Annotated in this window: 23 protein-coding genes, 1 tRNA gene and 1 other RNA gene; 7 read left to right on the top strand and 18 right to left on the bottom strand. The window is 30.3% G+C overall.

Translation table 11 applies throughout. The annotated features are described in order from the left end of the window. Positions 1 to 8: 8 nt before the first annotated feature. The 4 genes from L8V79_RS01660 to modA form a co-directional block, all read right to left on the bottom strand. Positions 9 to 323 carry a DMT family transporter gene (locus L8V79_RS01660; protein WP_147574684.1) on the bottom strand — a complete coding sequence of 105 codons (315 nt, stop codon included), beginning with the start codon at positions 321 to 323 and terminating at the stop codon, positions 9 to 11. Between the two features lie 190 nt (positions 324 to 513). After that, positions 514 to 1368 carry a sulfate/molybdate ABC transporter ATP-binding protein gene (locus L8V79_RS01655; protein WP_263682392.1) on the bottom strand — a complete coding sequence of 285 codons (855 nt, stop codon included), beginning with the start codon at positions 1366 to 1368 and terminating at the stop codon, positions 514 to 516. After that, a complete protein-coding gene (locus L8V79_RS01650; RefSeq protein ID WP_263702257.1) occupies positions 1362 to 1751 on the bottom strand; it encodes a hypothetical protein in 390 nt (129 codons plus the stop codon). Before L8V79_RS01650 ends, L8V79_RS01655 begins: the two co-directional genes overlap by 7 nt. Continuing rightward, on the bottom strand, positions 1748 to 2494 hold the full coding sequence (gene modA, locus L8V79_RS01645; protein ID WP_263702255.1) for a molybdate ABC transporter substrate-binding protein: 747 nt from the start codon (positions 2492 to 2494) through the stop codon (positions 1748 to 1750). The genes L8V79_RS01650 and modA overlap by 4 nt, the downstream gene beginning before the upstream one ends. A gap of 220 nt (positions 2495 to 2714) precedes the next feature. On the opposite strand from modA, the gene L8V79_RS01640 reads away from it, so the two are divergent. Genes L8V79_RS01640 through L8V79_RS01630 form a run of 3 tightly spaced genes read left to right on the top strand, consistent with a single transcriptional unit; the run spans position 2715 to position 6445 of the window. Next, a complete protein-coding gene (locus tag L8V79_RS01640; protein WP_263702254.1) occupies positions 2715 to 3401 on the top strand; it encodes a VacJ family lipoprotein in 687 nt (228 codons plus the stop codon). Positions 3402 to 3410: 9 nt separating this feature from the next. Then, positions 3411 to 3980, top strand: coding sequence for an ABC transporter substrate-binding protein (locus L8V79_RS01635; RefSeq protein WP_263702253.1), 570 nt, complete (start codon positions 3411 to 3413; stop codon positions 3978 to 3980). Beyond that, on the top strand, positions 3980 to 6445 hold the full coding sequence (locus L8V79_RS01630; protein WP_263702252.1) for an efflux RND transporter permease subunit: 2466 nt from the start codon (positions 3980 to 3982) through the stop codon (positions 6443 to 6445). The genes L8V79_RS01635 and L8V79_RS01630 overlap by 1 nt, the downstream gene beginning before the upstream one ends. Positions 6446 to 6469: 24 nt before the next feature. On the opposite strand, the gene rdgB is transcribed toward L8V79_RS01630, so the two are convergent. After that, positions 6470 to 7075 carry an RdgB/HAM1 family non-canonical purine NTP pyrophosphatase gene (gene rdgB / locus L8V79_RS01625; protein ID WP_263702274.1) on the bottom strand — a complete coding sequence of 202 codons (606 nt, stop codon included), beginning with the start codon at positions 7073 to 7075 and terminating at the stop codon, positions 6470 to 6472. A gap of 88 nt (positions 7076 to 7163) precedes the next feature. Between rdgB and L8V79_RS01620 the strand changes: the two genes are divergently transcribed. Beyond that, positions 7164 to 8465: an MFS transporter gene (locus L8V79_RS01620; protein WP_263702251.1), complete on the top strand. Its 1302-nt coding sequence runs from the start codon at positions 7164 to 7166 to the stop codon at positions 8463 to 8465. 6 nt (positions 8466 to 8471) lie between these two features. On the opposite strand, the gene L8V79_RS01615 is transcribed toward L8V79_RS01620, so the two are convergent. Beyond that, positions 8472 to 9515 (bottom strand): AI-2E family transporter, encoded by a 1044-nt coding sequence (locus L8V79_RS01615; RefSeq protein WP_263702250.1) that lies wholly within the window; start codon positions 9513 to 9515, stop codon positions 8472 to 8474. Next, positions 9505 to 10515: a Holliday junction branch migration DNA helicase RuvB gene (gene ruvB, locus L8V79_RS01610; protein WP_039619088.1), complete on the bottom strand. Its 1011-nt coding sequence runs from the start codon at positions 10513 to 10515 to the stop codon at positions 9505 to 9507. Before ruvB ends, L8V79_RS01615 begins: the two co-directional genes overlap by 11 nt. Positions 10516 to 10602: 87 nt before the next feature. On the opposite strand from ruvB, the gene L8V79_RS01605 reads away from it, so the two are divergent. Beyond that, positions 10603 to 11013 (top strand): histidine phosphotransferase, encoded by a 411-nt coding sequence (locus L8V79_RS01605; RefSeq protein ID WP_257399298.1) that lies wholly within the window; start codon positions 10603 to 10605, stop codon positions 11011 to 11013. Between the two features lies 1 nt (position 11014). Further along, positions 11015 to 11373, top strand: a transfer-messenger RNA (tmRNA) gene (ssrA, locus tag L8V79_RS01600). A gap of 5 nt (positions 11374 to 11378) precedes the next feature. Here the strand turns inward: ssrA and L8V79_RS01595 are convergent. The 3 genes from L8V79_RS01595 to L8V79_RS01585 all read right to left on the bottom strand — a co-directional run bounded on the left by L8V79_RS01595 (position 11379) and on the right by L8V79_RS01585 (position 13118). Next, the gene (locus tag L8V79_RS01595; RefSeq protein WP_263702249.1) at positions 11379 to 11600 is read right to left on the bottom strand and encodes a hypothetical protein; all 222 of its coding nucleotides are present in this window, start codon (positions 11598 to 11600) and stop codon (positions 11379 to 11381) included. Positions 11601 to 11719: 119 nt separating this feature from the next. Then, a complete protein-coding gene (locus tag L8V79_RS01590; protein WP_039619082.1) occupies positions 11720 to 12649 on the bottom strand; it encodes a ribose-phosphate pyrophosphokinase in 930 nt (309 codons plus the stop codon). Positions 12650 to 12713: 64 nt separating this feature from the next. Beyond that, a complete protein-coding gene (locus tag L8V79_RS01585) occupies positions 12714 to 13118 on the bottom strand; it encodes an acyl-CoA thioesterase (protein WP_039619080.1) in 405 nt (134 codons plus the stop codon). Between the two features lie 64 nt (positions 13119 to 13182). Between L8V79_RS01585 and ciaB the strand changes: the two genes are divergently transcribed. Continuing rightward, a complete protein-coding gene (ciaB, locus tag L8V79_RS01580) occupies positions 13183 to 15018 on the top strand; it encodes an invasion protein CiaB (protein WP_263702248.1) in 1836 nt (611 codons plus the stop codon). Between the two features lie 18 nt (positions 15019 to 15036). On the opposite strand, the gene L8V79_RS01575 is transcribed toward ciaB, so the two are convergent. The 8 genes from L8V79_RS01575 to L8V79_RS01540 all read right to left on the bottom strand — a co-directional run bounded on the left by L8V79_RS01575 (position 15037) and on the right by L8V79_RS01540 (position 21617). Next, positions 15037 to 15231 carry a hypothetical protein gene (locus L8V79_RS01575; protein WP_263702247.1) on the bottom strand — a complete coding sequence of 65 codons (195 nt, stop codon included), beginning with the start codon at positions 15229 to 15231 and terminating at the stop codon, positions 15037 to 15039. After that, positions 15224 to 16693, bottom strand: a complete 1470-nt coding sequence (locus tag L8V79_RS01570; protein ID WP_263702246.1) for a DNA methylase — start codon at positions 16691 to 16693, stop codon at positions 15224 to 15226. The genes L8V79_RS01575 and L8V79_RS01570 overlap by 8 nt, the downstream gene beginning before the upstream one ends. Before the next feature lie 84 nt (positions 16694 to 16777). After that, positions 16778 to 16867: transfer RNA gene (locus tag L8V79_RS01565), tRNA-Ser, on the bottom strand. Positions 16868 to 16916: 49 nt separating this feature from the next. Beyond that, on the bottom strand, positions 16917 to 17471 hold the full coding sequence (locus tag L8V79_RS01560) for a PepSY-associated TM helix domain-containing protein (RefSeq protein ID WP_263679090.1): 555 nt from the start codon (positions 17469 to 17471) through the stop codon (positions 16917 to 16919). A 63-nt stretch (positions 17472 to 17534) separates the two neighbouring features. Continuing rightward, positions 17535 to 18245 (bottom strand): CDP-diacylglycerol--serine O-phosphatidyltransferase, encoded by a 711-nt coding sequence (gene pssA, locus L8V79_RS01555; protein ID WP_257399294.1) that lies wholly within the window; start codon positions 18243 to 18245, stop codon positions 17535 to 17537. Then, positions 18242 to 18859 (bottom strand): phosphatidylserine decarboxylase, encoded by a 618-nt coding sequence (locus L8V79_RS01550; protein ID WP_263702245.1) that lies wholly within the window; start codon positions 18857 to 18859, stop codon positions 18242 to 18244. Before L8V79_RS01550 ends, pssA begins: the two co-directional genes overlap by 4 nt. Next, entirely contained in the window at positions 18859 to 20781 is a 1923-nt protein-coding gene (gene ftsH, locus L8V79_RS01545) for an ATP-dependent zinc metalloprotease FtsH (protein WP_263702244.1), read from the bottom strand. Before ftsH ends, L8V79_RS01550 begins: the two co-directional genes overlap by 1 nt. Further along, positions 20781 to 21617 carry a 50S ribosomal protein L11 methyltransferase gene (locus tag L8V79_RS01540; protein ID WP_263702243.1) on the bottom strand — a complete coding sequence of 279 codons (837 nt, stop codon included), beginning with the start codon at positions 21615 to 21617 and terminating at the stop codon, positions 20781 to 20783. The genes ftsH and L8V79_RS01540 overlap by 1 nt, the downstream gene beginning before the upstream one ends. Positions 21618 to 21625: the final 8 nt, after the last annotated feature.

The following is a 21625-nucleotide window of genomic DNA, read 5'->3' as shown; positions in this document are numbered from 1 at the left end:
CAAAAGGCTTAAGCACTAAGTTTTAATCCCACTACTCCAGTGATGATTAAAATAATAAAAATGATTTTATTAATGGTTATTGCTTCTTTAAAGATTAAAAATCCCACCACGCTAACAAGTGCCAAACCACAACCTGCCCAAGTTGCATAAGCTATGCTTAAATCAATTTTTTTCAAAGCATAAAACAAACCTGCTAAAGAAAATGAAAAAAACACCGCAAAAACGATTAAATAAAGATTATTTTTACTTATGCTTGCATACTTCATCGAGCTTGTTGCAATTACTTCAAAAATTATGCTAATTGCTAATACTAACCAATGCATTTTATATCCTTTTAAATTAATTAAAAATGAAACTACAAAAGGATAAAAGGTGGAGCTATGGCGTAGAAAAAATAACCATATGCAGTTTTTATCTTCCATTTTGTCCATAAGCTAGTATAAAATTTTAAGATAAAAAATCCATAAGTCATTTATAACCCTGTAATAATTTATCTTATTTTAGCATTGTTTTTTATATCTTAGTTAAATTTAGCGCAAAAGCTTTTTGGCTCAAAAGTACTTCATCATTTTCTTTAAAATCTTTAGCTTCTAAAGGGCTTAGTGCTACTTGGCTGATTTGATTACCTATGGCAAGTATGGCTATAAATATGCTATCTTGCTTTTGTAGTTTTAAAATGCGTGCTTTTATGGCAAATTTTTGTGAGCCTTGCGTCTTTAAAAAAACTTCATTAGGCGAGCCTTCTTTGATGATAGTTCCATTTTCTAAAATGATGACTTTATTAGCCAGTTTATAAACTTCACTTACATCATGACTGATTAAAATAGTAGTGATTTTATAAGTTTTATGTATATTTAAAAGATAATCATGTAAGTGTAGTTTTATCTCATTATCTAGGGCGCTAAATGGCTCATCTAAAAGTAAAAGTTTGGGTTTTTGCATAATGGCTCTTGCTAAAGCTACGCGTTGTTTTTGTCCTCCACTTAGTTCTAAAATATGACTTTTTTTGTGTTTGCTTAAATCTAAAAGTTCTAAAAGTTCATTAGCAAATTTTAGATCTTTTTTGGCAAAAAGTAAGTTTTGCTCTACATTCATATTTTCAAATAAAGCATAATCTTGAAAAACAAAGCCAAGTTTTCTTTTTTGTGGACTTAGAAAGTTTTTATCATCAAAAAATACAGTATTATTAAAAGTGCAAATTCCTTGTGCTTTTTCAAAACCTGCTAAAATTCTCAAAAGCGTAGTTTTACCACTACCACTTTTTCCAAAAATAGCACAAAATTCTCCTTCTTTAACTTCAAATTTAACCTTAAGTTTAAATTCTTTTTCTTTATTTTTAAAGATTTTTTCAAAGTCAAGTTTTAGCATAAATACTCTTTGATAAATAAAGCGCTAGGATGTACATAAGCAAATACAAAATCATTTTTTTGATAGTCTTGCTCTAAAAACTCATGAGTGCTAATTTGAGCTTCGAAAGTGCAAATTTCATTTTCTAATCTTATGATAGTGATGATTTGTCCTTGAAAAATATCAATGATTTTTGCATAAAAGGTATTTAAAAATGAGTTTTCTAAATTTTTTTTACTAAGTAAGCATTCGCTACTTTTAAAAGCAAGTAAAACTTCTTGATCAATGCTTGCTTTTTCATCAAGTTCTAAAGCAAGCATATATAATTTATGTTTTTTTATAAGAAATTCTACCCAGTTTATATTTTCATGATTTTTTATAGTATTTATTTTAGCTTTAATCATGGGATATTATAGCCATAAGCTTTGAAAATTTCCTTAGCCTTTTTGCTTAAAATAAAATCATAAAATTTCTTAGCTTTGGCATTATCTTTACCATAAGAAGTGATAACAATGCCTTGATTGATTGGCTCATAAAGCTTTGGATCGATTAAAATATAATTTTTTCCTTCTTGGAGTTTATAAGATTTTAGCGTATCTTCATATAAAGCACTTGCTGCTATAAAACCCACATCGGCTGCTTTTAATGTTTGAGTAAGTGCTTCTCCTATGGATTTTGCTTCGATGATTTTAGCTTTTGTTTGCTCATAAATTTTAGCATTTTGTAAAGTTTCTATACTAGCTTGACCATAAGGAGCAGCTTTGGGATTAGCTATGGTAATGATTTTTACTTTTTCTTCTTTAAGTGTGTCTAATCCTTTGTTTAAATCCATTCTAACACTGAGTAAAGCTAAAGCTCCTTGAGCATAAATAATAGGTTTTGTACTAGCAAAATTATCATCATACAAGCTTTGTGCAAATTTCATATTTGCAGCCATAAATATATCAAATGGCGCTCCATTTTTGATTTGTGAGACTAAATTTCCACTAGCACCTAAGCTTACATTGATACTAATATCAGGGTTTTCTTTTTGAAATTCTTTTTGCAAGGCTTTAAAAGCATAAGCTACATTTGCAGCTGCAGCGATATTTACATCAGCGCCATAGCCAAAAATACACAAAAAAAGCAGGGTGAAAATTTTTTTCATTTTTTATCCTTTTGGTAGTAAATTTTGAAAAAATTATAGCTTATTTTTAAAAGCAAAAATAAATTTGTATTTTTTGCATATTTTCTAAGACTTATTTCATAATAAAATAAAAATTTTTAATTTTTTTAAAGAATATTTTAAAAGCATTTTAATGTAAAAATTTATTTTAATTTTTGTATAATTTAAGATTTCAATTTATGAAATTTTAAAAGGAAAAAGCTTGTTAAAATACATACTAAGTTTGTGTTTATTTTTTAATACTTTGATTTTGGCAAATGACTTTGAAGATTTTGAACAAGAATATCAAAAAAAAGAAGTCAAAGATAGCTTTTATACCTATAATAAAGCTATGAGTAAATTTAATTATGATCTTTATACTTATTTTTTAAGACCGGCTGCACTTTCTTATAAAAGTATTACTCCAAGTTTTATAAGAACAGGAGTAAAAAATGCTTTTGATACCACAAGATCGCCTTTTAGATTTATCAATCACCTTTTAAGTTTAGAATTTAGAAAAGCTGGCGAGGAATTTGGAAGATTTTGTGTGAATGTGATTTTTGGATTTGGTTTATTAGATAGTGCGAGCAAAACTCCTTTAAAAAGTTATGAGGCTGATTTTGGAACGACTTTGGGCAAATGGGGAGTAGGTAGTGGACCACACCTAGTGCTTCCACTTTTAGGTCCTTATAATGTAAGAGATGCTTTAGCTTTGCCTGTAAATTGGTTTATGGTGCCTGAGGGATATATTGAGAATCTTTGGGTTGGAGCAGGCGTAAATGCTGCATTAAAATTAAATGAATTAAGTTTTGAGTATGAAAAAATAGATGATATTTACCAAAATAGTGTAGATTATTATACTTTTATACGTGATGCGTATGAACAAAGACGCCAAGAACTCATCAAATAAGGAGATAAAATGAAAAAAATCATAGTTTTGCTTTTTAGTGTAGCATTTGCTTTTGCTTTAAATTTGCAAGATATTTCTAAAACTATGCAAGAAAAAATTGATGAGAGCTTAAAGATATTAGATCAAAATAAAAATGATAAAGTTAAAGCGGCGGAAAAAATCTTTGTTTTATTTGATGGTGTTTTTGATTATGAGCTTATGGCTAAGCTTAGTCTTTCTACAAGATATGAAAAATTAAGTGAAAATGAAAAAAATGAATTTAACAAAGCTTTTGAAAAAAACCTTAAAAAAAGTTTCACAGATAAGCTTGCTTTGTATGATTCTCAAAAATTAAAAGTGATTAATTTAGAAGAAAAAAACAAAAGAGCTTTTTTGAAAACTTCTATGATAGTAGATGGCAAAGAAAATTTTGTAATTTTTAAATTTTATGATAAAAATAATGATTGGCAAATTTATGATGTAGATATTTTTGGTATAAGTATCATACAAACTTATCGCTCACAATTTAAAGATGTCTTGCAAAATGGCGATTTTAAAACCTTGCTTAAAAAGCTTTCTAGTGTTGATTTTTCTAAATAATGTTAAGTAAAATTTTAAAAATCTTTCTTAATTTCCCAAAGCTAACTTTGGGGATTACTTTAATCTTTTGTGTATTTTTTAGTTTTTTTGCTAAAAATTTAAGTGTTGATGCAAGTGCTGAAAGCTTGCTTTTAGAGCATGATGAGGGTTTGAAACTATATAGAGAAGTTTCAGCACGTTATGGCAATGATAATTTTTTAATGCTTGCTTTTGCTCCTAAAGATAAAGATATTTTTGCTAAAGAAAATTTAGAAACTATAAAAAATTTAACTCTTGATTTAGAAAAAATCAATGGTGTGCAAAAGGTATTTTCTATCACTAATGCGCCTTTGCTTGCAAGTTCTAAAGGTAAAGAGTTAAAAGAGCTTATCCAAAATATACCTAATATTTTTAGTCAAGATGTGGATATTAATCTAGCTAAAAAAGAAATTTTAAATCAACCATTTTATAAAAATAATATCATCTCAAAAGATGGAAAAACAACGGGAATTTTGATTTATCTAGCACCTGATCTTGTTTATAATGACTTGATTAATTCAAGGGATAATGCAAAAAGTGAAAATGAAAAAGAGTATTTTAGAGCCTTGATTAAAAAACACCAAGAAAACTCAAGAGAATTTAGCGCAAAAAGATTAGAAGAAATTACTAAAATAGTATCTAAGTATAGTCAAAATGGAGACTTTTTGCACCTTGGTGGTGTAGAAATGATCGCTAATGATATGATTAATTATGTAAAAAGTGATTTAAAAATTTATGGTTTTAGCTTAGTAGGACTTTTATTTATAGCACTTTGGTGGTTTTTTGGCTCTTTGCGTTTGGTGTTTTTGGCTTTGGGAATTTGTGTGATTTCACTTTTTACTTCAAGTGGGATTTTCGCACTTTTGGGCTTTGATATTACCGTAGTGTCTTCAAACTATGTAGCTTTGGTGCTTATTATCACTGTTTCTGTTGTGATACATTTGATCGTGCATTTTATAGAAAATTTAAACAAACACCCAAAAGCTAGTGTTTATAAACTTTTACTCTCAACCTTACTTGATAAAGCAAGTCCTAGTTTTTATGCTATTTTAACCACAGTTGTTGGGTTTTTAAGTTTTGTCTTTTCAGATATTGAGCCTATTATCAAACTTGGTATTATGATGAGTCTTGGTATTAGCGTGAGTTTGATTTTAGCTTATATTTATTTTGCAAGTATTTTGGTACTAATGCCACGTTTAAATTTTAAAGAGCTTAATCAAAATTCATTGAAATTTTTGAGTTTTTGTGCAAATGCAAGTTTAAAACATAGAAAAGTGATCTATGGCATAAGTTTATTTTGCGTGGCTTTTGCTTTGTATGGAATTTTACAAATCAAAGTAGAAAATAGCTTTGTGAGTTATTTTAAAGATAGTTCTAGGATTAAACAAGGTTTGTTGATTATAGATAAAGAGCTGGGTGGAACTATGCCTTTAGATGTGATTGTCAAGTTTAAGCAAAGTCCAAAACAAAATGAAAGTTTAGATGAGTTTGAGCAAGAATTTGATGATTTAGCTAAAGATGATAGATATTTTTTTAGTAGTGAAAAAACAAGAATAGCTGCTAAGGTTCATGAGTTTTTAAGTGAGCAAAAATATGTAGGTTCTGTGCTTAGCTTACAAAGTTTGCTAGAGCTTGGAAAAAGCATTAATGATGGTAAGGCTTTAGATGATTTTGCCTTGGCGTTTTTATATGAAAATTTAGATGAGAATTTTAAAAAGCAAGTTTTAACCCCTTTTGTAAGTGTGGAAAATAATGAGTTGCGATTTAGCGTGCGTATGCTAGATAGTGATCCAAATTTAAGACGCGATGCTTTTTTAAAACAGCTTGAAAAAGACTTAAAAGAACTTTTACAAAAAGATAATGTAGAAGTTAAAATCAGTGGTATTATGCCTTTGTATAATAATATGCTTCAAAGTCTTTTTTCATCACAATTTGACACTTTAGCCTTTGTGGTGCTTGTGATTTTTGCTTTATTTGTGGTGATTTTTAGAAGTTTTGTTTATGCTTTTGTGGCGATTTTGGCCAATCTCATACCTTTGGCTTTGGTGTTTGGTTTAATGGGTGTTTTCAATATACCACTTGATATTATGAGCATTACCATAGCTGCTATTTGTATAGGAATAGGGGTTGATGATATGATTCATTATATTCATCGTTTTAAAGAAGAATTAAAACATAAAAGCTTAGAAGAGGCTATAAAAGCTTCACATATAGGTATAGGAAGTGCGATTTATTATACTAGTGTTACGATTATTCTAGGTTTTTTAGTGATGATTAGTAGTAATTTTATCCCGACGATTTATTTTGGCTTGCTTACGGTTTTGGCTATGAGTTTGCTTTTGTTTGGTTCGCTTTTTTTATTACCAAGTTTTATTTTAAGCTATCATTATCTTAAGCAAAATTATAATAAAGCAACATCCAAATCATATAAAGCCCAAAAGCAATAAGCATATATTTTATAAATTGTTTCATTAATACTCCATTTTTTCTAATGCTCTTAAGATGTAAGTAGCAAACATTAGTGCTTGTGAGCGGTGTGAAATTTTTAATTTTACTTGCTCATCTAATTCACCTAAGGTTTTATCAAAACCTTTTGGGATAAATAAAGGATCATATCCAAAGCCATTATTACCCCTTGGAGTATCAATAGCAAGGCCATGCATATATCCATGCGTACTAAAATGTCCATATTTTGAACTTATAGCTATGGCTGCAGTGTAAAAAGCTTTGCTTTGATGTAGATTTTTTTCATGTAAGGCTTGGATGAGCTTGTTTCTATTGGCCTCATCAGTGCCTTCTTGAGAGTATCTTGCAGAAAAAATCCCTGGTGCATTGTCTAAAGCCTCTACGCTTATACCACTATCATCACTTAAGGTGATAAATTCATCTTGCTTTTTGCCTAAAGCATTAAAAATAGCTTTAGATTTTATCAAAGCATTTTCTTTAAAACTCGTGCCATCTTCGATGATTTCAAAAGGGGTGATGATTTCATTTAAGGCATAAATTTCATAAGTAGTTAAAAATTTTTTGATTTCTTCTACTTTATGTGCGTTAGAAGTTGCTAGAATGATTTTCAATTTTTTCTTCATAAATTACTCTTTTTGTTTTGACTTTAAAAAAAGTTTATCAAAATCATAGTAAAATTATCCTTTATAAGGAGAAAAGATGTTAAAAACCGTTTTACCTTTGTCTTTTATTGTAGGAACTAGATTTTTTGGATTATTTATAGTTTTGCCGGTTTTAAGTTTATATGCTTTAAATTTAAAAGGAGCCAATGAGTTTTTAGTAGGGCTTTTAGTAGGTGTGTATGCTCTAACTCAAATGGCATTGCAAGTTCCTTTTGGAATCATTTCAGATAAAATAGGGCGTAAAAAAACTATGCTAATAGGACTTGTGGTGTTTATCATAGGTTCTTTGGTATGTTCATATGCTGATGATATTTATACGATGATGTTTGGAAGGCTTTTACAAGGTGCAGGAGCCATAGGAGCAGTAGCTACTGCTATGATAAGTGATTTTATCAATGAAGAAAATCGCGGTAAGGCTATGGCTATCATGGGTTCATTTATAGGACTTTCTTTTGCAGCTTCTTTGGTGCTTTCTCCTTTAATGAGTGCTAAATTTGGACTTTCAAGTTTGTTTGATTTAAGTGCGATTTTGAGTTTAATTTGTATCGTGCTTTTATTTAGCGTTGTACCAAAAGAGCATACAATAGTGCATGAAAATACTAAAACTCCATTAAAAAAACTTTTAAAAGAAAAAAACTTAGCTTTGATGAATCTTACTAATTGTATGCAAAAAATGCTTATGAGTATTGCGTTTTTAAGTATTCCTTTGGTTTTAGTACATGAGTTTAATTACCCAAGTGAGAATTTATGGCATGTTTATGTTAGCTCTATGGTGCTTGGGTTTTTGGCTATGGGTTTATCAGGATCTTTGGGAGAAAAAAGAGGCTTAAGTAAAGAGATATTGCTTTTAGGTGTGGCATTTTTCATCATCGCTTATGTTATATTTGCTTTTTCGCATAATGCTTTAGTGTTTATGGTGGGTGTTGTAGTGTTTTTTATAGGATTTAATTTACATGAGCCTATTATGCAAAGTTGTGCGAGTAAATTTGCCAAGGTAAATGAAAAAGGTGCAGCTTTGGGTGTGTTTAATGCTTTTGGCTATCTTGGAAGCTTTTTAGGTGGTGTTGTTGGAGGGTATTTTTTACACCATTTTAGTTTAGTTTCTCTTGCTTTTATTTTGATAGCTTTGTCTGTAATTTGGTTTGTGTTGCTTTTGTTTTTACAAAGTCCAGCAGATTTTAAAAATGTCTATTTGTCTTTAGAAACAAAACATGATTTAAATATAATTAAAGGCATAAATGGAGTTTTAGATGTATATAAAAACTCTAAATTTTTAGTGATAAAATATAATAAAAAATTCACAAGCGAAGAAGAAATTTTAGCGATTATTGAAAAATAATCGCCTTTATACAAAATGTTTTTCTTTTAAAATCACATATAATTTTAAAGTAGAAATAAAGAAAGTCAAAATAGCAGGTCCAAGGATAATACCCCAAAAGCCAAAACTTGAAATTCCTGCTATCATCGCAAAGAAAATTAAAAGTTCGTTAATTTGCGTTGGAATTTGAACAAGTTTTTCATTGATCCATTTAATGATATAAGGTTTTACTAAAGTATCTGCGATAAAAGATATCATTACCACACTATAAATGAAAATCACTAAAGCACCGCTTAGATTGTTGTTTGCAAATTCATATAAAGAAACAGGCACATAAACTAATGCCCCGCCTACAACAGGGATTAAAGAGCTAAAGCAAAATAATATTCCCATTAAAATCGCATCATAACCATAAAATTTAGTAATGATAGCAAAAAGCACTCCTTGCAAAATGGCATTTAGCACCATAGAATAAAACACAACAGACATTACATTGCTCACTTCACTTAAAATGCCTTGAGTTTCTTCTTTTTTCATAGGTACTATGCTTTTTATATAGCCAATGAGTTGGGCTCCATAAAGATTAGCAAAGAAATAAAACACACAAATTAACACCATATCAGTTAGAAATTTAGTCCCAAATTTAGTTGCGCTTGAAAGATAGGTTAAAACATCTTTAGAGATGGAATTTAAATCAATACTTGCTAATGCCTCTTTGATTTTTGGCTCTATAAAGTTTAAAGATTCAGGTAGATGCAAAGAATAATTTTTAAAATATTCTATGGTATTATGAATATAACTTATATTAAAACCGCTAGCTGCTTTTGCAAGTTCTATAATAGCATATACAAAAGGTATAAAAAATAAAGCTAACATAAAAGCAGTGGTAGCTGCTGCTGCTATGACTTTTTTACCTTTGAATATATTTAAGAATTTAACATTAACATTAGAAGTAGAAACAGCCATTAAACTTGCTATGGCTATATTCATCAAAAAAGGTTTAAATAAAAAAAGCACCCAAAATAAAATAAATAAAATAAAACTAATTAAGAAAAAATTACTACTTTTCATCAAATAAACCCTTGTTGTATTTTAATTTTAAAACATCAAAACTTTTTAAGCTTGCAATACGACCTTTGGCTGTTCTTTCTATATAACCATTTGCTAGTAAATATGGCTCTATCACATCCTCTATGGTATTTTCATCCTCGCTCAATGCTGCAGCTATACTAGAAAGTCCTATAGGTTTTCTTTTAGCTTCAGTTAAAAGCTCTAAATACCGCAAATCCATCGCGTCAAAACCAAGCTCATTTACCCCTAAAGAATCAAGCGCTTCTTTAGCTCTTTTTTCGCTAATGATTTCCTCATCATTTACATCAGCAAAGTCTCTTACACGCTTAAGCAATCTTAAAGCAATCCTTGGGGTTGAGCGACTGCGTTTGGCTATTTCTAAAGAAGCTTTTTTTTCACAAGTTTTATTAAGCTTTAGAGCTGCTTTTTCTAAAATGATAGCAAGTTCTTCATTTTTATAAAATTCCAAGCGAAATTGCATGCCAAAGCGATCGCGCAAAGGATTGCTTAGCATACCTGCTCTTGTAGTAGCACCTATTAAAGTAAATTTAGGTAAATCGATTTTGATTGTTTGCGCAGCAGGGCCACTACCGATGATAATATCAAGACGAAAATCTTCCATAGCAGGGTAAAGCACTTCTTCTATGGCAGGGCTTAAGCGATGAATTTCATCGATAAATAAAATATCTCCTTCACTAAGGTTAGTTAAAATCGCAGCTAAATCCCCGCTTTTTTCTATCATGGGTGCAGCGGTAGTTTTAATATTTGCATTCATTTCATATGAGATAATGTTTGCTAAAGTTGTCTTACCAAGTCCTGCAGGCCCACTAAAAAGGATATGATCTAGACATTCATTTCTTTTTTTAGCAGCTTTGATGAAAATTTCTAAATTTTTTTTAATGTTTTCTTGTCCTATGTAGCCATCAAAATTTGAAGGTCTAAGGCTCGTTTCATAAGTTTCATCAGGGGAGAATTTTTCAATCTCTACGATTCTATCCATATTTTTTCCATTTTATTTTGTAAGAAATTTTAATTTTATCTAAAATTTGCTAAAATAAACATTTAAACTTAGATTATAGAAGTTTTTATGGGAATTTTAGAGCAATTAGAGTTAGATTACGAGCTTGAAGAAATCGAGCGTTTTTTGTATTTTTTTAGAAGTCTTTGCGATGTTTTAGAGCCTTTGATAGTAAAGCTAAGCAGTGATAGCTTAAAATACAAAGAAGCTTTAAAAGACTTAGAGCAAAATATCCACAACGTGGTTTGGGCTGCTAAAAGATTAAATTTAGATGAGATTGCAAATTTTTGCACATTTTGTGAGGAAATTATGCAAGAAGCAGCTAAATTTGATGGGCCTGCTAGCGATGAATTTGTGGATTGGATGTTTTTAGTGGGTGAGCAGCTTGATAGATATTGCAGTGATTATGAAAAAAATGCTTCTTTTTTAAGCGTATTTAACCCTCAAATTGCAAATGTTCCAGATAAAATTTCTAAATAATGGGGACGACTTGGCTTCGACAGGAGTAGAGTGGCCTTGGTGGCATGTCGCTTTGAGCAAAGCGTATAAAGCTCAAATTAAAATTAAACGCAAACAACGTTAAATTTGCTCCTGCTTACGCTAAAGCTGCGTAAGTTCAGTTGAGCCTGAATTTTAAGTGATACTATCTAGCTTAGAATTTGGTCATTTTTGATAGTGTAGATTGAAATTTGACAAGTTTTGATTGAAGTTAAAGTCTTAGTCTAGCTTGAAATTTTGGAAGGTGAGTTTGGCTAGATGAAATTTTCACCTTTGCTAAGCATGTAGATGCCGTGGTTGTTTTATTTTTGGACAGGGGTTCAATTCCCCTCGTCTCCACCAGTAATTTAGTTTTTATTAACTAGTGCATCTCTTATATCTATGACAAGATAAATTACAAAAAAGCTTAAAAATATCGCAACTAAAGATCCAATAAGTGTTACTAGACCTGCTATAAATCCTAGAGTAAACATTAGCGCAATAGAATAAATAATCGCTATAATAAAGCTTAATGCAGCCGCTATATCAAGTATAGTTCTACCAAAATTTAAGATTAAATTTTTAATCATAATAGCTCCTTAATTAATAATAATTTATTAATTATAGCAAAATATAGTTTTAATTAATATAAAATTGTAGAATTATTTGAAGTTTAGATTTTCTTTGCAAGGTAATCCTTGCAAAGAATTTATACAAATAAAGAATTCACACTTTCATTGTGATAAACTCTGCGTATTACCTCTCCAAAGATAGGTGCTACGCTTAAGACTTTGATTTTATCCATTTGTTGTTTTAAAGGTATAGTGTCAGTTACTACTAGCTCATCAAGCGCATCTTTAGCTATTCTTTCATAAGCTACACCACTAAGTACAGGGTGAGTACAGCAAGCTATAACTGACTTTGCGCCTTTGCTTTTAAATACTTCAGCAGCTTTTACTATGGTTCCTGCTGTATCGATGATATCATCTACTAAAATCACTTCTTTATCTTTTACATCGCCGATGACATTCATCACTTCGCTTTCATTAGCTTTTTCGCGTCTTTTATCTACTATAACTATATCAAGTCCTAAAGCTTTTGCTACGCTTCTAGCTCTTGCTATACCACCTATGTCAGGACTTGCAATGATAGGATTTTTGTAGTTTTTATTTTTGATATAATCATTAAAAATAATACTTCCATAAAGATTATCCACAGGTATATCAAAAAAGCCTTGAATTTGTCCAGCATGTAAGTCTATGGTAGCTACTCTATCCACACCAGCTGATTCTATAAGATTTGCTACTAATTTTGCAGTAATAGGCACCCTAGGGCTTGCTTTTCTATCTTGTCTAGCGTAACCAAAATAAGGGATGATAGCTGTGATAGAGCTTGCACTTGAGCGACGCAATGCATCTGTCATGATTAAAAGTTCCATTAGATTATCATTTGTTGGAGCGCAAGTGCTTTGAATGATAAATACATCTTTACCACGCACGCTTTCATCTATTTGAATGCTAATTTCACCATCGCTAAAACGCTTCACACCTGCATTGCTTAGAGGCAATGAAAGGTATTTTGAGATTTTTTTAGCAAATTCTTCATTTGCTGAACCAGAAAATATTTTATATCCACGCATATATAAGCCTTAGAAAATTTTTTGTGATGATATAAAAAGTTTTTTAAAAATACAATAAAACATATTAAAAGCCATGTAATCTTTTTAAATCCGCATCAATAGGAAATTTATTTCCATCTTTATCTACGCTCACATAAGTTACTACAGCTGAAGTTACATGCATACAATACACACGGCCATATTCATTAGCTCTTTGAGTAACTACTTCTACTTCTACGGTGATAGAAGTATTACCTGCTTTGATGATTTTTGCATAGCAAGATACCAAATCACCTACGAAAATTGGCTCTTTAAAAATGATTTTATCTACCGCAACTGTGACAACTCTTTGTGGGGAAAGTTCTCTTGCGGCAATGGCTCCGGCTAGATCAATTTGTGACATGATCCAACCACCAAAGATATTACCAGCGGGGTTTGTATTGCTTGGCATAGCTATAACTCTTAGCTTAGGTTCTCCCATATCTTTCATACATTCTCCTTGTGTTTTAAAAAAAACATTATAATTAAGTTTTAAAAATAAAGAAAGGTAAAAAATGAATGATTTTAAGCAAATAGCAAAAATTGTGAAAAATAGGAAACAAAATATCAATAGTCTTTATAATATACTTCAAACTAATCAAAGTCATCCTTTGATAGATAGAGCTTTAGAACTAGCTAATCTTGAAAATGAAAAAAGCAATGTTTTGGCAATGTTGCGTCGTTTGGTGGATCTAAAAGAGGAAAATTTAGTCCAAGAACTTGAGAAAAAAGGTTTAAATGAAGAAGAAATTTCTCAAATAAAATATAAAGTTTTTTCTTTAGTAAGAGCCTTTTATGAAGTAGAACATCAAGATTTAATCGATGAGATTAAGAGTAAAAATTTACTTGATGAGTTTTATTTGGCTTTAGTTCAAGGTGTGCATAATATAGGTGTAGTTATGAATTCTTTTGAGCTTGTTTGGAGCAAGCAAATTCTAGATACAAATAATAAAATCTTAAAAGAACAATTTCCAAATTTAAGTGATGCTTTGGAGTTTTTAAAACAAAATGAGCTTTATCAGCTTACTCAAGATGGCGAAATTTGTGAAAGAAGTTATGGAGCTTTAGTTAAAATAGGAACACTTTGGAGATTTTTACCTTATGCAAAAGCTTTTGAAAATGAGGTTTTAAAGCTTGAATATGAGTTTGATAAACTTTTAGAAAAACTAAGAAATTGTGCGTTAGATGATGAAAAAAATGCTTATATTGATTATATAGAAAAATTAAAATTTGCATTTTGTGAAAAAGATAATAATGAAGTGGTTAAAAAATGGCAAGAAGCAGAGCTTGCGTGGATGGAAGTAAAATGTCCATTACAAATTGGCCATCCTTTAGAATACTATGAAGACTCTTACACACATGCAGTAGCACTTGAGTGGGATATACGCTTAGAAGATGTGAGTGATTTTAATGGGGGTGAGTTTAAAGATAAAATCAAAGAAAGTTTTGCAATGGTGTATGCAAATTTAGATGAAGAAGATGAAGCTTTGTTTGATGAGGTGAATTTTAATCTTGAAAAAACTCAGCTTTATATTTGTATGCCTATGATCTTTTATGGGGCAGAGCTTAAGGGACTTTTTTCTGCTCAAGTAGTGCCAAATGATGAGTATGTAAGCAATATAGCAGGCAAAAAGATCTTTGCTTTTTTAAATTATGTTTATGAAAATGCTAAAACCAAGCCTTTTATGAAGCTTTCATCTATGGTATTTGAAAAAGAATTTTTAGATTATGGGAGAGAAATTTTATTTTATAATGAAAAATTATGGAAAAGAATTTATGAAGTTTCTACCATAGGTCATGAGTTTGGACATATTTTCTTTGTGGCAAATGATAGCGAAAAGAAAATGAATGAAAGTGGTGTATTTAAAAATATAGAAGAGTTTAAAGCTACTGCGGGCGGGCTTGTAAATTTCTTTTTACATGAAGAAGATGATTTAAGGCTTCCTGTATTTTATGAGCTTATTAAAAGGGCTATAGGATTGATCGCTTGGCAAAGAGTAGAGGAGGTTAAGCCTTATTATACTGAAGGTTTGATTCATTTATCATTGTTGTTTAAATCAGGGGTGTTATCTTTTGCAAATGAGAAATTAAACATTAAATTTGATGAGGAAGCTTACGAGAGTTTTAAGGCTGTGTTTATGCAAAATTATTATAAGCTAGCAAGACATTATATGCTAAAAGAAGATGCTAAAAATTATTTAGATGAGTTTTGTATTTTAGAAGATGAGGTGTTTTTACCACTTGATGAAGAATGTAAGGAATTTGTAAAATATTACTATGAATTACACAAACTTTATGGCAATGAAATCGATGAAAGTGGAGAGTTTGAAAAATACTCTAATGCAAAATAAAATTTTATCAAGAAGAACTTAGCTTTCTTCTTGATATTTGCTATTTTCTAATGCTTTTTCCATATCTTTTTGCGTTTTTAAAATAGCTTTGTTAAAACCATTTAGCACTGAAAATGGAGCAAATTGCGCCGCTCTTTTTTCTCTTGGCATTGGTGGAAATTGTTTTGATTTTTGATATTTTATATCTATTATATCTTTATAATCATCATGCATTATGTCCTCCTATTAAAGAAGTAATTTCTTTGGTTTCATTATCTAAGCTTGAAGCTTTTAAAATAGCCTTTTTACCAAATTTTTGCATGATTTGAAGTCTTGCTTTTTGAAGTTTTTCTTCTTTTTCAAGTTGATTTTTTTCTTGCAAAATTGCATTAAAATCACTAAATAAATTTAATTCTTGGAAATTTTCTTGTGCTTTGTCTGTGATATTATTTAAACTTAAGCTGATTTTTCTAATGCTTAAGTTTTTATTGCTGATTTTATAAAAAAGTTCCAAGGCTTTTTTATTGATGATTTTTAAAGAATGGGTAAAATTTTCTAAATTTATACTTCCATGAGCATTTTTAGGTATAGTTCTTCCATAATTATCTTTAGCAATAGCTCCTTTATAAGAAGCTAAAAGGTTTGAATTTTCTAAATTGCTTTTATCATATTGTATATCTAGCGTGATATGGTTTGTTTTAAGGTTATTTTGTATAAGTTCAAGCACTAAATGATCGACAAGTTCTTTTAAAACCTTTATTGTTTGATTATTATCATATGCAAAAGGTAAAACCTTAGCCATGACTTTAGAGTGATTTTGTGATTTGTAATTTTTAATATCTTTCATCGTGCAAGTTTCAATACCCCATGCATGATCGATTAATAATTCAGCATTAACACCAAAGTGTTTATAAAGCAAAGCTTCGTGTTTTAAAGAAAATTTTGCAAGATCTCCCATAGTATGAATGTTTAAATTTGCAAGTTTTAAGGCAATGCCTTTACCTATACGCCAAAAATCTTTTAAAGGTTTATGCTGCCATAATTTATATCTGTATAATTTTTCATCTAAAAAGGCTATAAGCAAGCCATTTTCATCTACTTGTTGTCTTTTAGCAAGTATATCCATAGCAATTTTAGCTAAGTATAAATTTGTACCTATACCTGCTGTTGCAGTGATTTTACTTGTGTGTAAAATATCAAGTAAAACCTTAGTAAGTAACTCATAAGCTGATAGTTTGTATTTTTCAAGATAAGAACTAAGATCGATAAAAACTTCATCAATGGAGTATATATGAATATCTTTTGCATCAAAATACTTCAAATAAATGCTGTATATTTTTGTGCTAAATTCTATATAAGTAGCCATTCTAGGTTTAGCGATGATGTAATCTAGTTCTAAATTTAAATCATTTTTAAGTTCTAATGTATCAAAACTTTTAGCTTTAAAGCGGTGTTTTTGAGTTTGTTTTAATCTTTCTTGGTTGATTGAATAGATTTTTTGCTTAAACTCAAAAAGCCTTAATCTACCAGGTATATTGTAAGTTTTTAGTGCAGGTGAAACTGCCAGTATGATGGTTTTATCTGTTCTTGATTCATCTGCTACAATGAGATTAGTTGTTAAAGGATCTAAATTTCTTAAAACACATTCAGCTGAAGCGTAAAAAGATTTCAAATCAATAGAAGCATAAATTTGCATAGTATGTGAAGCTTGCCTTTAAATTTATTATAATTATAGCAGTAAAATTATTAAAATAGATGAAAGGAAATGGATTTTATAAGGTGGCGGACAGAGAGGGATTTGAACCCTCGAGACCCGTTAAGATCTGCACCCTTAGCAGGGGTGTGGTTTCAGCCACTCACCCATCTGTCCGTATTAAAAGGGAAAGTATATCTTATTGTTTATAAGATATACCTTAAATTTATACACTAAGATAAGCTATGATTAAAGTTATAACAAAACCAGCGCTTAAAACTGCGATTTGTTTACCCCTGTCTTTGCGTATAGCTATGATAGTGATTAAAAGTCCTGAAATATAAAGGATTATCATAGCAAGTGCAAAAGCTAGTCCAAGAACAGAAAAATACCACATGCCTTTATCTTTGTGAAGTAAAATCATATTTCCAAGTAAACTTCTTTCTTTTGTGATAATTTCATAATTATTTTCATCTATTTTGACAATACTTGCAGTATAGTTTATAGTGCCAAGCTCTATTCCATCGCCTTTTTTGTTAAGTTTTGGTTCCAAAGATGAAGGAAGTTTTAAGTTATTTTTCTTTAAAAAATCAATTAAAAATTCAGCTTCAGCGCCTTCTTGGACAATGGCTTGAACTTTTTGAGTTTGAATTTTAGCTCCACTTTCCCCATCAAAACCAGCTATATAAGCAAAACCAGTAACAGCATATAAAAATGCTAGTGGTAAGAAAAATAAGCTAATGTAAATGTGAATTTGTCTGAATAATTTGTTTTTATTCATTTTTACTCCTTTTTGAAAAATAATGAAAAGTATATTATTAAAAAGTGAAGTGAAAATAAAATTTTAATCTTTTTTAAATTTACGAGCTAGAGTAAAAAAGCTTCGAATGATTCCATAAAGTACATATAAGCTTGCGACGATTAACGCACTTTCTAAAAAATACAAATAAAGCATGGAAAATAAGATTACTAAAAGGATTAATACTTTTAAAACATTTGCCCGTTTTAAATCAATTTTTTTAAAACTTGGATATCTTATATTGCTTACCATTAAAAAAGCTAAAAGCATTTGAATACATACTATCATCAAAGAAAAATCACGTAAAAAATCATAATATAAATAAGCACTTACCCATAAAGCACTTACAACTGCAGCTGTTGGTATAGGAAGTCCTATAAAAACTGAAGGTTCATAAGTACCTGTGGTGACATTAAATCTTGCTAAGCGTATGGCACCAAAAACTACAAATAAACCAGCTATTAAGGAGCCAAAACGATCATATTCATAACCTATACTCATATAAAAAAGCATAGCAGGTGCAACACCAAAGGCTATTAAATCTGCTAGTGAGTCAAACTCAACTCCAAATTTAGAAGTAGAATTAGTAGCTCTTGCAACGCGTCCATCCAAGCCATCACAAATTAATGATAAAATGATATAAATTAATGCTTTATCAAAATTTTGATTAATAGAAGCAATCACTGAAATAATGCCTAAAAATATGGAAGCAGCTGTAAAAAGATTAGGTAAAATATAAATTAGTTTAAAATTCATGGATTTAAATACCCTATCAATGCACCAATGCGTACTTTATCGTTTTCATTTACGCAAATTCTAGTATCTTTTGGAAGCAATAAACTCACACTGCCATCAAACATAAAACCTATATTTTGTCCATGGTTTAAATGATGACCAAAATCATCAATATGAACTTTTCTATTTAAGGCGCCAAAAATGATGCGTAATGCCCATTGTTTGCCTTTAGAGCGTGCTAAAAATAGCATTCTTTCGCCCATTAAATTTGTATTTTTCATAAATGGACATAAAAAAAGTCCGTGTCTTGGTCTAGTTTCTTCTATATCCATATTAAGTGGAGCTATGATGCTGCCTTGATGGATGATATTGTTTATAATTTGCACTTCTATGCATTCGCCAAGCTCTTTATATGAGCTTGTTTTAATGCATTTTATTTTTCCTTCTATGGGAGCTATGATAGTATTTGGATCTGCTATATAATCGATTTTACTAGCTCTAAAAAGGCAAGCAAAAAGTATAAAAATACACCATAAAAGCCAAGAAAATCCCCATATAAATTGAGCTATTGCAAAAACTATAGCTAGAATTATAAGTAAATTCCAGCCAGCCTTTGCAATAAAATTTGTTTTCATTAGTTATCCTTAGTAACTTCTTGCTCTTTTTCTTCTAAGCGCGTTGGAAGATTGTTTTCTTCTTCATAGTTTTTAATAATCTCTCTTACTTTAGCACCATCAATAGTTTCTTCTTCATAAAGTGCTTGTACCATTACTTCTATAGCACCGCTATAAGTTTTTAAAATTTCTTTTACACCCGCATAGCGTTCATCTAAGGTTTTCTTCACATACTCATCTAAATCTTGAGCCATTTTATCAGAATAATCTTTGATAGTTTGTCCACCACTTAAGAAAGTATTTCTTTGTTTTTCAAGCACCATTAAACCTGCAATTTCACTCATACCATACATAGAAATCATAGCTTTTATGATGTCAGTTGCACGTTCAAGGTCATTGCTTGCACCAGTTGAAATTTCTTTAATGAAAATTTCTTCAGCTGCACGTCCACCTAAAAGCACATCAACTTCAGCTAAAAGCTCATGTTTTTGCATTAAAAATTTATTTTCTTCAGGAGTATTGAGCGTATATCCTAAAGCTGCTAAACCACGCGGTATAACAGAAACTTTACTTACTTTTTTAGCACCTTTTGTGGTTTCAGCGATTAAAGCATGGCCACATTCATGATAAGTTACGATTTTTTTCTCTTTATCATTAATTCTACGTGATTTTTTCTCAAGTCCTGCTATAGCTCTTTCTACTGCTTCAACTAAGTCTTTTTGTTCTACATGTTTTTTAGAATCCCTACCTGCAAGTAAAGCTGCTTCGTTAATGATATTTGCTAAATCAGCACCCGCAAGACCTGCTGTTAATCTTGCGATATCTTCTACTTTTACTTCAGGTGAAATTTTAACATCTTTCATATGAACTTTTAAAATATCACATCTGCCTTTAAAATCAGGCTTATCTACTAAAACTTGTCTATCAAAACGTCCTGGTCTAAGTAACGCTGCATCAAGTACTTCAGGACGGTTTGTCGCTGCTAGTACGATTACTGGCGAGCTTTCAGTACCAAAGCCATCCATTTCTGCTAGAAGTTGATTTAAAGTTTGCTCTCTTTCATCGTTTCCACCCATCATGCCACTTGCAGCACGTGATTTACCTATAGCATCAATTTCATCTATAAATACAATAGCTGGAGCTTCTTTTTTAGCATTTTCAAATAAATCTCTAACCCTACTAGCACCAACACCCACAAACATTTCTATAAAAGATGAACCTGATACGCTAAAAAATGGTACATCAGCTTCGCCTGCCACTGCTTTTGCAAGTAAAGTTTTACCCGTACCTGGAGGGCCTACAAGCAAAAGTCCTTTTGGAATTTTTGCTCCAAGATTGATATATCTTTCAGGATATTTTAGAAAATCAACTATTTCTTTAACTTCTTCTTTTGCTTCCTCAACACCTGCAACATCATTGAATTTAACTTTTGGTTTTTCTGAATTTACAAGCTTTTTAGAGCTTCCTATACCAAGTATAGATCCGCCCATATTTTTTTGCATACGAGAAGCTAAAAACATCCATATACCAAAGAAAATAAATACCGGTAAAACCCAAGAAAGTAAGATATCTATAAACCAATTACTCTCGTTAAAAGCTCCATAAGAAACGCCTTTTGAATCAAGTAAAGGCACAAAAGTAGCATCATTTGGAACTTTTTTGGTAATATATACCATATTTCCTGCTTTAGATACTGCTTTTATGGTGGTTTGGCCTATATTAACTTGGGTAATTTGATTGTTTTCAATTAAAGTTTTTAATTCAGAATAAGTAACTTTTTTGGTATTTTCTCCGCCCATAATACCCATGCTACCATCATCTGAAAATCCTTTAAATAAAAGAATCATCACAATGGCAAAAATAGCGAAAATAAAAATAGGGTTTTTATTGAAAAAGCTATTATTGTTTGGATTATCTTTTGGTTCGTTTGGTTTTTTATTCATTATTTTGTTTCCTTTTTGTAAGCTAAACTCAACCACTCTCCTTTGTGTTTACATTCTAACAAAGTCAAATTTTTGAATTTATCTTTAATTCTTTCTTCATATTTGTTTAAAATACCAGATAAGATTAAAATTCCACCTTCTTTGGTTTTTTCTTTAAGATCTTTTTCTAGTATGATTAAAATATCAGCAATGATATTTGCCACAACTATATCATATTTATGTAAGCTTTTATTAATAGAACCTACCCAAATATCATCAAAGTTAACTTGATTTAATTTTGCATTTTCCTTGCTTGCAACTACGGCTAGCTCGTCTGTATCACAAGCTTGCACTTTAGCTCCAAGCTTTGCCATGATGATACTTAAAATCCCACTTCCACAGCCTACATCTAAGCAAAATTTAGAATCATCTGTGTATTTTTGTAAAAATTCTATACAAGTGTAAGTGCTTTCATGATGTCCTGAGCCAAAAGCTAGGGCAGGGTCTATAATGATATTGATTTTATCTTGTATAGCTTCTTGCCAAGTGGTGTGAATGTGGATATTGTCAATGGTTAAAGCTTGTATGCCTTTTTTATACTCTTCTATCCAGTTTTTATTTTCTTTTTTTTCTAAAGTAGAATGAAAATAAATCTTAGTATTAAATTTTTCACATAATTTTTGATGAAAGCTTTGCAAGGCTATTTGAATGAGTTTTATATCTTCTTCTGATCGTATATAAACGCCATCATTCTTTTCTTCTATGGCATCTATATCTAGAGAAAAAACAAGATCAAGGAATAAATCTAAATATTCCTTATCTGTTTGAAAAAAAAGTTCGTAATAATGTGTTTGCATAAAAACTT

It is taken from the genome of Campylobacter sp. IFREMER_LSEM_CL2194 (assembly GCF_025771685.1).
In the GTDB taxonomy this organism is placed as follows: domain Bacteria; phylum Campylobacterota; class Campylobacteria; order Campylobacterales; family Campylobacteraceae; genus Campylobacter_D.
The sequence above is the reverse complement of the archived record's forward strand: the minus strand, read 5'-3'. Positions and strand labels throughout refer to the sequence as shown.